The organism is Streptomyces aurantiaciflavus (assembly GCF_049808595.1).
Classification (GTDB): domain Bacteria; phylum Actinomycetota; class Actinomycetes; order Streptomycetales; family Streptomycetaceae; genus Streptomyces.
On record NZ_JBNCAQ010000033.1, the window covers coordinates 35871 to 47340 of the forward strand.

Consider the following 11470-nt stretch of genomic DNA (forward strand, 5'->3'; position numbering starts at 1 on the left):
CTGAGGTGGAGCACCGCCGGGGAGCGGCCCGTCCACCGTGGATGCCGCCCGGCAGCTCGGGGTGCTCGCTCAGTAGCCGATCCTGACCCCGGTGACGGTGTGCCGGTCGGTACGTCCACCGGTGGCGGCGGCGAAGCCGACGAGTACGTTCTTCGGCAGGCCGACCAGCCGGTCGAGGATGCGCTTGCCGTCGACGCTCACCACCAGATGGCCGGCGCTCGTCCTGTTCACCTCGATCGTGTGCGAGCCGGTGCGCAGGGCGGGGACGGCGGTGGAGGTGGCGGCGTAGTGGGGCCGCCCGCCGGAGCCGCCGGTCGCGATGCCGACGAAGTTGTTCGACGGTTCGGTGCCGTTGCGGTAGGTGTCCAGGGTCACGGCGATTCCCGGCAGGCCCGCGTAGCCCAGCCCGGCGCCTCCCGCGCCGAGCGCCCTGGGGGTCGTCCTCGCGGCGTCGAGCAGCAGCAGGGCGAGTCCGTCGGCGCCGGTGCCGCCGCCGATGGTCGCGGTGAAGCGGGTGCGCAGCCGGGCGGAGGGGACGGCGGTGCCCTGGATGCCCGTCCCGCGGTTGCTCGGTGTGGCCGGGGTGAGCACCAGGCTCGTACCGGACAGGGCGGCGGAGCCGTTGAGGGACCAGCCGTTGGGGCCGGGCGGCGGGACGGCGTAGGAGGCGGCGGTGACGGCCACGTCCCGCACGGTGTGGATGTCGGTCCTGGCGCCGGTGCCGCCGGTGAAGGCGACGAAGGCGGTCGGGGGCAGCGAGTTCACGGTCGTCCTGAGCAGTTGCACGCCGTCCATCGAGACGGTGATCGTCCTGCCGGTGACGGACAGGGCGACGGCGTGCGGGCCCGAGCGCAGGTCCGGTACGGAGGTGGTGGTGGAGGCGTAGGTGAGGGAGGTGCCGCGGCCCGCGACGGCGATGCCGACGAAGTTCGCGGACGGGTCGTTGCCGTTGCGGTAGGTGTCGACGGTGACCGCCACGCCCGGCAGGCCGGTCCAGCCGAGGCCGCCGCCCTTGGCGCCGAGGGCGGCGGGGGTGGCCTTGGCGGGGTCGACGAGGGCGAAGGTGAGGCCGTCGGCGCCGGTGCCGCCGCCGATGACGGTGGTGAACGTCGTGTTCAAACCGTCGGTGAGGACGGGCACCGGGAAGACCGCGGAGCCCGCCTGCCAGGCGGTGGCCTGGGTGAGCTGGAGGTCGTCGCCGGCCAGGTGGGCGGATCCGTTGAGCTTCCAGCCGCCCGCGCCGGGGGCGGGCAGGGTGACGCCCGTGCCGGTGGTGCCGGTGCCGGTGAGGGCCTCGTTGTGGGGGCCGCTGCCGTCGTCGGCGGTGAGTTCGTAGATGCCGCTGACCGCGCCGACGGAGGTCGGGGAGAAGGTGACGGCCTGGTGGATGACGTCCTCGGGGCCGATGACCTGGCCCTCGCTGAGCGGGTTGCTGACGTGGAAGGGGGCCGCGGGGGCCTTGGCCTTGGTGACGGTCAGCGGAATGTTGCCGGCGTTGCTGATGTCGAAGGTCCTGGTGACGGAGCGGCCGACCTTGACCTGGCCGAAGTCGGTGGAGGTGGGGGTGATCGTGAGGCGGGCCTCGCCGACGACGGAGTCGCCGGTCAGGCCGACGGTGACGGTGCCGTTCCCGCCGGTGACCGACAGCGTCCCGGTGTGGTCGCCGGCCTCGGTCGGCGCGTACGTCACCTGGACGGTGACGGACTGCTTCGGCTGGACGACCGTGCCGGCGACGGGCAGTCCCTCGGCGGTGAAGGGGGCGTTCGGCGCGGTGGTCGCGGTGATGGTCTCGGGGGTGGTGCCGGTGTTGGTGAAGGTGACGCCGAGGGTCTTGTCGGTCGTCGTGGGCACCGTGCCGAAGTCCAGCGCGTCCGGGGTGGCGAGCAGGCCGGGTCGGGTGCCGTAGCCGGTCAGGCCGAGGCCCGTGGTGCCGAGGTCGGTGGAGAAGCTCAGGACGGCGTTGTCGGGTCCGGGCGAGGTGGGTGAGAAGGACACCGGCAGGGAGTAGCTCTGGCCGGTGCGCAGGGTGCGGGGCAGTCCGGTGGGCGCGGCGGAGAAGGCGCTGTCCGCCGGGGTGTTCACGGCCTTGATGGTGACGTCGCGGGTCGCCGTGACCGTCGCCGTGGACCGGCCGGTGTCCCCGACGGGTACGTCGCCGAGATCCACGGTGTCGCCGATCAGCGCCGCGTTGGAGGGCCGCCCGAAGGCGATGAGGTGTCCGTCGCGGGTGCCGACGTAGACGCGGCCGCCGTCGGTGGCGGGCACCGAGAACTTGGACGCGATGCCGATGGGGCCGGACCACAGGCGCTTGAGGGTGCCGTCGACGGGGGTCGCCCGATAGGCGCGCAGCTGCCCGTTGGCGCCGTTCGCGCCGTCGGAGTGGACCGCCCAGACGACGGCGGAGCCGGGGGTGGTGCCGGTGGAGGTGATCACCGGGGAGCCGGAGGTGTAGCCGAAGGTCTCCGTGCTGCGGCCGGTGTTGGTGAGCGCGGGCAGGCCGGCGCCGGTGACGCCGTACTTGAAGGCGCGCAGCGGGCCGCGGCTGCCGATCGTGTACACGTAGCCGCCCTCGCCGCCGTAGACACCGGGGTGGCCCCAGACGCCCTCGTACGGGCCGAAGTTGCCGAGGGCCTTGTCGGTGCCGCCCGGTCCCTGCTTGCGGCCGCCGAGATGGTCGCGGTCGTGGAGGAAGAGGCGGCCGTCCTTGCCGATCTGCACCAGCAGGTGGGGGTGCTGCGGGGTGCCGAAGACGTCGTCGGGCAGGGCGACCGGGCCGCCGGAGCCGAGGTCGGTGTCGTTCTGGTCGAGGACGGGGGCGTTGGCGGGGCTGAAGAAGTCCTGGGCGGACATCGTGCCGTCGCTGTTGACGCCGATGCGGACGACGGACTCGGCGAGCTGGCCGGGGGGCCGTGAACCGGGGCCGGGGGCCGGGGAGATGCCGTTGCCGGTGGAGACCAGGCCGCCGCCGCTCATCCAGATGCCGGCCATGCCGTTGGCGGCGGAGTCCTCGGTGGCCCACAGCGTGGTCCTGCGGTGGGAGGTGTTGACGCCCAGGACGTAGCCGACGTACGGGTTGCGGTCGCAGTGGGAGGCGAAGGCCGCGTACACGGAGCCGCCCATGAGGAGCAGGCCGGGGCGCTGCATCGCGGTGTAGGCGTTGAAGGGGCGGCCCGGGTCGTTCGTCGGGGAGCCGGTGACCTTCACCGGCCAGCCGGTGCGCTCGGCGCCGGTGGTGGGGTTCAGGGCGTGGACGTACCAGTTGGGGTGCCGGGCGTCGACGCCGTCGTTCTTCTTGGAGGTGAGATAGACGGAACCGGTGGCCCGGTCGTACACGGGTGTCGCGGTGACGCCGATGTGGGGGACCAGGTCGCCGCAGCCGATGGTGGAGGCGGGCCAGGCGGGGCCCAGGTTCCTCGTCCACCTGATGGCGCCGGAGGCCGAGTCGATGCCGTACACCTTGTTGTTCTCGGTGGCGACGACGACCGTCTTGCCGATGACCAGGGGCTGGGCGTAGATCTGGCCGTCGACGGTGGTGGAGAACTGCCGCCCGAAGTCGGAGCTGGCGACCTGGTCGGGGGCGAGGCCGGGTTCGTTGGGGTCCCAGCCGGTGCGGTGGTTGTCCTCGGAGATCGTCGTCACGTCGGCGGCGCGTGGGGGGTCGGGGGCGGCGAGGGCCGGGGCGGTGACGCCGGCCGTCAGCAGACAGGTCGTCAGCAGTGAGGCCAGGAAGCCCGGTCGGCGTCCGTCGCTGAACCTGTTCCGCATGTGCCGCTCCGCCCGGGGTTCGGTGGGCGGGGCCGTCCCGCCGACCGTCATGGTCGGCGGGACGGTGCTATTTACCGATGATTGCGGGCGGGTCCGCGCGGATGGTCCACCCGGACGGGGTAAGACGGACCGTCAGGTCAGGGTCCATTTCTGGTTGTCGCCGGTGCCGCAGGTCCACAGCACGATCGGGGTGCGGTTGGCCGTGCCCGCGCCGGAGGCGTCGAGGCAGAGGCCGGCGTGGACGTTGGTGAGCGTGCCGTCCGCGCCCACGTTCCACTTCTGGTTGTTCTGGCCGTTGCAGTCCCAGATGACGACCTTGGTGCCGTTGGTGGTGCCCTGGTTGTAGGCGTCCAGGCACTTGTTGCCGTACACCACGAGTTCCTTGCGGGAGGTGTACGTCCAGGCCTGGTTGCTGCCGCCGTTGCAGTCCCACAGCTCGGCCTGGGTGCCGTTGGCGATGGTGGTGTTGAACATGTCGAGGCAGCGGCCGGACTGCTTGCCGACGACGAGGGTGCCGCCCGCGCCGGGCAGCGGCTTGACCGTGATGTCGGCGAGGGTCGGGGCGCCGGTGAAGGTGAGGGTGTTCGACGAGCCCTTGGACAGGGCGACCTGGAGGGTGATCGTGCCCTGCGCGGAGCCCGTGGGCGGGAAGGACACCGTCGTCGCCGTCTGGCCGTTGACCTTCAGGGTCGCGGTGCGGGCGGTGGAGGCCGTGTTGGTGTAGGCGACGTCGACGACCTTCAGGCCGGTGCTGCCGGCCACCACGCCGGAGAAGCTCGACGTGCCGGTGTAGGTGCTGCCGGAGGCCTCGGTGGCGCCGGTGACGGTGAGCATGACCGAGCCGCCCGCCGGCACGTTCGCGGTGTAACTCGTGCCGTAGGTGCCGACGTCGGCGCGGGCCCACAGGTCGCGGACGGTCGCGGAGGCGTTGGTCAGGCCCAGGTCGGACCAGCGGACGGTGATGTTCTGCGCGGCGGAGGTGCGGTTGAGCAGGACGACGGCGCGTTTGCCGGTGCCGGCGAGGACCTTGCCGTAGACCTGTGCTCCGGCGGTGTCCTCGGCGACCTTGACGCCCTGGAGGCCGCGCGGGTCCTGGTCGACGGCGATGACCTCGGGGTTCTTGAGGATGTTCGCGGTCTCGGTGGTCATGGTGGCCAGGTTGTTGCCGGCGAGGAGCGGGGCGCCGGAGACGGCCCACAGGTTCATGTGGGTGCGGTTCTGGGCGGCGGTGAAGCCGTCCATGCCGACCATCAGCATGTCGGGGTCGTTGTAGTAGCCGGTGTGCTGGGCGGTGGGGTGCAGGCCCTGGTCGAAGTTGGACAGCAGGTTCGTCATCGAGGGCTTGTTGCCCCAGAAGATGATGTCGGTGCTGGTCCGGTACATCGGGGCGAGGCCGGGGGCCCAGTTCCAGGTGTTCTGGTAGCCCCAGTTGCAGATCGAGAGGGTGAGCGGGCGGCCGGTGGTGGCGGTCGCCTTGGCGACGGCGTCGCTGATCGCCCTGTACGTCGTCGCCGCGTCGAGGCCCTCGGCATCGCCGCCGCACCAGTCGACCTTCACGAAGTCGAAGCCCCACTTGGAGAACTGGAGCATGTCCTGCTCGTAGTGCCCCTCGCTGCCGCTGCCCGGCGCGGCGGGGCGGCCGGTCGGGAAGTAGTAGCCGCAGCCGTCCTTGCCGGCGTCGGTGTAGATGCCGGCCTTGAGGCCCTTGCTGTGGATGTAGGCGGCGATGGCGCTCATGCCGCCGGGCCACTCGGCCTCGTCGACGGTGATGTTGCCCGCGCTGTCACGGGTGCCCTGCCACCAGCCCTCGTCGATGTTGATGTACTGGTAACCGGCCGCGGGCAGGCCGGCCGCGACGAACGCGTCGACCTGCTGCTTGATGACGTTGTAGTCGATCTTCGCGGCGAAGCTGTTCCAGGACGCCCAGCCCATGGGCGCCGTCGGCACCGGGATCTGCCGCGCGGTCGCGGCCTGCACCGGACCGGCCTGGACGAACACGACGGCCGCGGCCGCGGTCAGCAGCAGGGCGAGAACGCGGGCGACGGCGTGTCTGCAGCGCCGGACGAGGCCGGGGCGGCGTGGGGGTGGGGGGTACATGCGGCTCCTTCGCCGGGGCGAGCCCCGGTTCTCCTACGGCGGCTGGGGGTTGCGGTGGTTTCGACGCACATCGGCATTCGAAATACCGGACGAGGATCGACGATTCGAACGTGCTGCGCGCCGAAAGTAGAGCCGTGGGAGGGGGAAGTCAACGGCTGGGACAGGAGTGAAGTGGCCGCTTTTCCACGGTGGTTCGCCCCGCCGCCGGCCCGGCGCCTCCATACTGTCGGTCGTGCGAGTGGCGATCATGACGGCGGGCTCCCGGGGCGACGTCGCCCCCTTCACCGGACTGGGGCACGCGCTGGTGCGCGCGGGCCACGAGGTCACCCTGGTCACCCATGCGCGGTTCGCACCGCTGGTGACCGGCTCGGGGGTCGGGTTCCACCCGCTGCCCGTCGATCCGCGGGAGGAGCTGGAGTCGGAGCGGGGCCGGGGTCTGCACCGCAGCTCCACCGGTGCGGGCAAGTTGCTGCGGGTCGCGCGGATGGGGCGGGCGCTGGTCGGCCGTATGACCGACGACCTCGTGGCCGCCGCCCGGGCGAACGACGCCCTGCTGCTCTCCGCCTCGGTGGCCCCGCTGGGGCACACCGTCGCCGAGGGGCTGTCCCTGCCGAGCCTCGGCCTCTTCCTCCAACCCGTCACCGCCACCCGGGAGTTCGGGCCGCCGATGCTGGGAGGCGGCTCGTGGGGCGCGCTCGGCAACCGGCTCGCCGGGCACGGTGTGGAGCTCGCCGTGGAGCAGGTCTTCGCCCCGGCCCTGCCCGCCGTCCGCGCACAGCTGGGGCTGCCCGCCGCCCGCCGCTTCGGCACCGGGATGCGGGAGCGCCGGGGCGGGCGCGTCCTGCACGGGTTCAGCTCCCACGTGGTGCCCCGGCCCCGCGACTGGCGGCCCGGCCTCGACGTCGTCGGCTACTGGTGGCCGTACGACCGCGAAACCCGGCTCCCGCCGGCGCTGCGGGACTTCCTGGACGCCGGGCCGCCGCCGGTCTTCGTCGGGCTGGGCAGTGCGACGGTGCCCGATCCGCGGCGGCTCGGCACCGAGATCGTGCGGGCGCTGCGGCGGGCCGGGCTGCGCGGGGTGATCCAGCGGGGCTGGGCCGGCCTCGCCGCCGACGGCGACGACATGCTGACCGTCGACGAGGTCCCCCACGCCCTCCTGTTCCCGGAGACTGCCGCCGTGGTCCACCACTGCGGCGCGGGCACGACGGCGGCCGGGGTACGCGCCGGGGTGCCCGCCGTACCGGTACCGATCCAGTTCGACGAGGGTTTCTGGGCGGACCGGTTGGTGGCCCTGGGGGTGGCTCCACGGGTGGTGCCGTTGCGCCGGCTCACCGCGGACGCGCTGTCCGCCGCGCTGGTCCGGGCCACCCGGGAGCGCGCCTTCCGGGAGCGGGCACGGGAGTTGGGGGCGCGGGTGCGGGCGGACGACGGGGTCGGGCGGGTGGTGGAGGCGGTGGGGCGCATGGGGTAGCGGGGCGGCTGCCGTGCCGCGGCCGGTCCGGCGTGCGGGTCAGGTCGCGCGCGGCTCCCACTGCGGCGGGCGCAGGATCCCCAGCAGCTGCCGGACCAGTTCGTCCACGACCTCGTCCAGGGTCGCGTCCACCCAGCCGGCGGTCCAGTCGTGGAGGAGGCCGTTGACGCTGCCGATGAAGGCCGTCGCCGCGAGGTGGTAGTCGCGGGGGAACGCCTCACCGCGTTCGGCGGCCGCCGTCGCCTCGGCGCAGATGAGCTCGATCCAGCGGGCGCGGCGGGCCAGGCGCTGCTCCTCCAGGCGGGGGCTGACCCCGACGATCTCGACGAAGGTGATGCGGATGCGGCGCGGGTCGGCGGTGACATTGCCGGCGTAGGCGCGGAAGATCGCGGTGACCCGGTCGGCGAGCGGCAGGTCCTGGGCGGCGGCGAACGCGGCCACGACCGCCTCCTCGGCCCAGTCGTTGACCTGCAGGTGCAGGGCCGCCAGCACGTCCTCCAGGGTGCGGAACTCCTCGTAGAACTGGCGTGTGGACAGGCCGGCCGCCTCGCTGAGCGCCGCCACCGTCGTGCCCCGGTAGCCGGGGGCGTCGCCGAACAGTTGCAGCGCCGCGTCCAGGAATCTCCGGCGCCGCTCGGCCTGCCGCTCCTCGGCGGACTTGCCGGCGTAACGGCCGGTCGGCGCCTTCAGCCTGCCCGCCATGACCCTCCCTCGTCGCTCCATCGGTCAATTTTGTCGTGTACGCAGTCTTGTCGCGAAGGGTGCCCCTTCCTTACTTTCCAGTAAGTCCACTCTGAACGCGGCTGTGTTCAGATTCGGGCCTTCCTTCCCCATGCCCCCGCACCCGCCCGCTAAGGAGAGAGCAGCCATGGCTGCCTTCAGAACCAGGCACCTTTGCTCGATCGCCGCCGCCCTCGTCCTGACCGTCACCGCGCCGGCGACCGCCGCCACGGCCGTCACCTCCGCGGGCGCCGCCGCGCAGCGCGAGGTGCTGCTGGTCGCCAACAACTGGGACGGCACGGCCGATGTCATCAAGTCCTCCGGGGACTTCGCGAAGATCGGCCGGATCAACGTCATCCCCGACAAGGACCAGCGGATGGCGGAGATCAACGCCGACCCGATCCGCTGGGTCGCCTTCATGACCATCCGCAACAGCGTCGGCGAGGGCCACGACCAGTTCGTCGACGACATGTACTCCACGCCGGACGGCTCGTCGGTGGTCGTCTCCCGGCCCAGCTTCGCCGACGTCGTCTCGATCAACGTGGCCACGGGGGCCGTCAACTGGCGCTTCCCCGTGTCCGGTTACCGCTCCGACCACATGGCGGTCTCCCCCGACGGCACCCGGGTCGCGGTCTCCGCCTCCACGTCGAACACCGTGCACGTGCTCGACATCAACACCGGCAAACAGCTCGGTTCGTACTCCACGGGCGACAAGCCGCACGAGAACATCTTCACCAAGGACGGCAAGTACATCTGGACCATGTCGATCGGTGACGTGAACACCGCGCTCGACGCGCCCTGGCTGGACTGGACGAAGGGCGACCGGCGCATCACCGTCGTCGACGCGACCACCTACCAGCAGGTCAAGGTGATCGACATGCGCCAGCGGCTGGACGCGATCGGCCTGACGGACTACTCGGACGCCGTCCGCCCGGCCGTCTTCTCCCCGGACGAGTCCAAGCTGTACTTCCAGGTCTCGTTCTTCAACGGCTTCTTCGAGTACGACATCGCCACCGACAAGATCACCCGCACGAAGACCCTGCCGAAGAACCCGGCGACCAGCGACGACCGCACCACGTTCGTCAACGACTCGCGCCACCACGGCCTGTCGATGAGCCCCGACGGCAGCAAGCTGTGCGTCGCGGGGACGATGGACGACTACGCGACGGTCGTCAACCGCACCACCCTCCAGGAGGGCCCGCTCGTCACCGCCTCCAAGCCCTACTGGGCCACGGTCAGCGGCGACGGCAAGAGCTGTGTCGTCTCCGAGAGCGGCGCGGACCAGGTCACGGCGATCGACTTCGCCACCGGCCGGAAGGTCGTGTCGGTCCCGGTGGGCGACCACCCGCAGCGCGTCCGGCTGGGCCATGTCGCGGCCGACTGGACGGGCCCCGGGAACTGACTCAGCCGAACCGCTCCGCAAGGAACTCCAGGACGCGTCCCGGTCCGTCCTCCGTCGCCATGTGCCGCGCGACGGCCCGGGCGGACCGGGCGTGCGACGGCCGGCGTACGGCCCGCTCCAGCGCGTCCGTGAGCGCCTCGGCCGTGAGGGACGCGAACGGCAGGGGCGCGGTGGCGGCGCCGAGCGCGGCCAGCCGTGCCGCCCAGAACGGCTGGTCCGCCGTCACCGGCACCGGCACCGCGGGCACCCCGGCACGCAGTGCGGCCGCCGAGGTGCCCGCTCCCGCGTGGTGGACCACGGCGGCCACCCGCGGGAAGAGCAGGGCGTGGGGCACCTCCCCCACGGTGAGCACGTCGTCCCCGTCGGCGGCGAGCCCGGCGCTGCCGGTCTGCAGGACGCCCCGCAGACCGGCGGCGCGCAGGGACCGTACGGCGATCTCGCTCAGCCGCTCCCCGTGCCCGGCGGCCATGCTGCCGAAGCCGACGAAGACGGGCGGCGGACCGGCGCTGAGGAAGTCCTCGACGGCGGCGGGCAGTCGCCGGTCCGGGTCGTGGTACGGCCACCAGGTGCCGACGATCTCCAGACCGGGGCGCCAGTCGGAGGGACGGGGCACGAGCGCCGTGCTGAAGCCGTGCAGGACGGGCCAGTGCGCCCGCTCCTGGCGCCGGCGTGCGGCGGCCGGTGTACGCGGGGGCAGCTCCAGACGGCGGCGCAACTCGGTGACGGCCCGGCGGTGGACGCGGTCGGCCACGCGCAGGGCGAGGCGGCCGGCGGCGCGGTTGCCGTGGCGGCCCAGGGAGCGGGTGCCGGTGACGACGGGCGGGAAGTCGCCGGTGGGGGTGGTGGGCTGGAGGTAGGCGCCGGCGCTCGGGATGCCGGTGGCCTCGGTGAGGTGCCAGGCGAGGGGGGCCGTGGTGGCCGACAGCAGGAGCAGGTCCGTGTCCGGGGTCACCGCGTCGGCGAAGCCCTGGCCCAGCTCGGTCACGAACACGGCCGCGCTGCGCAGGAGTGCACGCCGCCCGGACACGTCGCCCTCCGGGCGTCCGGGCAGGCCGCGGAACTCCAGCCCCGCCTCCCGCGCCAGGGGTGCGAAGGCGTCGGTCGCCGCGAGGGCGACGTCGTGTCCCGCGCGCCGCAGTTCCGCGCCCAGACCGGTGTAGGGGGCGACGTCACCGCGCGAACCGGCGGCGGCGATCAGGATTCTCACGGCTGCTGTTCCTCCTCAGACGGCACACGGGCCGCGTTGGCGTGCACGGCCTTGCACACGTAGGCGGCGAGGCCCGGGCGTTGCTGCGACGGGGGCACCACGAGGGCGAAGGCGCGCGGGTCGGCGGCGAAGTCGTCGGCGATGCGCCGGTGCATGGCGGGCGGGCAGTCGGTGAACCAGCGCGTGATGTGGCCGCGGTGCCGCTCGGCGAGGTCCAGGGCGCGCTCGCCGTCGGCGGGCTCCCCGGCGTCGAAGGCGTCGAGCAGTTCGGCGCGCCACTCGGCGGCCTCGGCCATCAGCCGCCGCCAGTCCTCCTTGGTGTGGGCGGCGGCTCGCGCCGTCGCCTCGCGCTGTCCGGCGGAGTCCGCCCACTTCAGCCGGGCCTCGGTGGCGTAGCTGAGGTCGAAGGTGATCTCGCCGAACACCTCGAAGCGCTCCTCGGGGGTGAGGGAGACCCCGGTCTGCTGGACCTCGATGGCCCGCTCGGCGACCTCCGCCAGCCGCTGCAGCCGGGCGATCTCCTCACCCAGCCGTCGTTGCCGGGCCCGCAGGTGCTCGAGGGCGTTGGCCTGCGGGTCCTGGAGGATGGCGGCGATCTCCTCGAGGGAGAAGCCGAGTTCGCGGTAGAAGAGGATCTGCTGGAGCCGGGCCAGATCGGCGTCGTCGTAGAGCCGGTATCCGGCCCGGCTGCGTCCGCCGGGAGTGAGCAGTCCCGTCCGGTCGTAGTGGTGCAGCGTGCGCACCGTCACGCCGGCGAAGTCCGCGACCTGCCGCACGGAGTAACTCATCCACCTGCCCTTTCGTCGGG

At 72.8% G+C, this 11470-nt stretch carries 7 protein-coding genes; 2 read left to right on the plus strand and 5 right to left on the minus strand.

From position 1 onward, the window contains the following. Positions 1–69: 69 nt before the first annotated feature. Positions 70–3765: a choice-of-anchor D domain-containing protein gene (locus ACPT94_RS32075; protein ID WP_425247416.1), complete on the minus strand. Its 3696-nt coding sequence runs from the start codon at positions 3763–3765 to the stop codon at positions 70–72. A 132-nt stretch (positions 3766–3897) separates the two neighbouring features. Further along, the gene (locus ACPT94_RS32080) at positions 3898–5862 is read right to left on the minus strand and encodes a ricin-type beta-trefoil lectin domain protein (RefSeq protein ID WP_360342628.1); all 1965 of its coding nucleotides are present in this window, start codon (positions 5860–5862) and stop codon (positions 3898–3900) included. A 247-nt stretch (positions 5863–6109) separates the two neighbouring features. Between ACPT94_RS32080 and ACPT94_RS32085 the strand changes: the two genes are divergently transcribed. Then, entirely contained in the window at positions 6110–7333 is a 1224-nt protein-coding gene (locus ACPT94_RS32085; RefSeq protein WP_425247438.1) for a glycosyltransferase, read from the plus strand. Between the two features lie 39 nt (positions 7334–7372). Here the strand turns inward: ACPT94_RS32085 and ACPT94_RS32090 are convergent, their stop codons facing one another. Beyond that, positions 7373–8035, minus strand: a complete 663-nt coding sequence (locus ACPT94_RS32090) for a TetR/AcrR family transcriptional regulator (RefSeq protein WP_360342625.1) — start codon at positions 8033–8035, stop codon at positions 7373–7375. A gap of 166 nt (positions 8036–8201) precedes the next feature. On the opposite strand from ACPT94_RS32090, the gene ACPT94_RS32095 reads away from it, so the two are divergent. Further along, complete coding sequence (locus ACPT94_RS32095; protein WP_425247417.1) at positions 8202–9455, plus strand: YncE family protein; 1254 nt, start codon at positions 8202–8204, stop codon at positions 9453–9455. Between the two features lies 1 nt (position 9456). Here ACPT94_RS32095 and ACPT94_RS32100 read toward each other — a convergent pair whose 3' ends face one another. Together ACPT94_RS32100 and ACPT94_RS32105 are read right to left on the minus strand one after the other, a co-directional pair. Next, on the minus strand, positions 9457–10662 hold the full coding sequence (locus tag ACPT94_RS32100; RefSeq protein ID WP_360342619.1) for a glycosyltransferase: 1206 nt from the start codon (positions 10660–10662) through the stop codon (positions 9457–9459). Next, positions 10659–11450 carry a MerR family transcriptional regulator gene (locus ACPT94_RS32105; RefSeq protein WP_360342617.1) on the minus strand — a complete coding sequence of 264 codons (792 nt, stop codon included), beginning with the start codon at positions 11448–11450 and terminating at the stop codon, positions 10659–10661. The genes ACPT94_RS32100 and ACPT94_RS32105 overlap by 4 nt, the downstream gene beginning before the upstream one ends. Between the last annotated feature and the right edge of the window lie 20 nt (positions 11451–11470).

Bases quoted from the DNA above. Each gene is read 5' to 3' on its own strand.
- ACPT94_RS32075 (WP_425247416.1), bottom strand. From the start codon at position 3,765: ATGCGGAACAGGTTCAGCGACGGACGCCGACCGGGCTTCCTGGCCTCA.
- ACPT94_RS32080 (WP_360342628.1), bottom strand. From the start codon at position 5,862: ATGTACCCCCCACCCCCACGCCGCCCCGGCCTCGTCCGGCGCTGCAGA.
- ACPT94_RS32085 (WP_425247438.1), top strand. From the start codon at position 6,110: ATGACGGCGGGCTCCCGGGGCGACGTCGCCCCCTTCACCGGACTGGGG.
- ACPT94_RS32090 (WP_360342625.1), bottom strand. From the start codon at position 8,035: ATGGCGGGCAGGCTGAAGGCGCCGACCGGCCGTTACGCCGGCAAGTCC.
- ACPT94_RS32095 (WP_425247417.1), top strand. From the start codon at position 8,202: ATGGCTGCCTTCAGAACCAGGCACCTTTGCTCGATCGCCGCCGCCCTC.
- ACPT94_RS32105 (WP_360342617.1), bottom strand. From the start codon at position 11,450: ATGAGTTACTCCGTGCGGCAGGTCGCGGACTTCGCCGGCGTGACGGTG.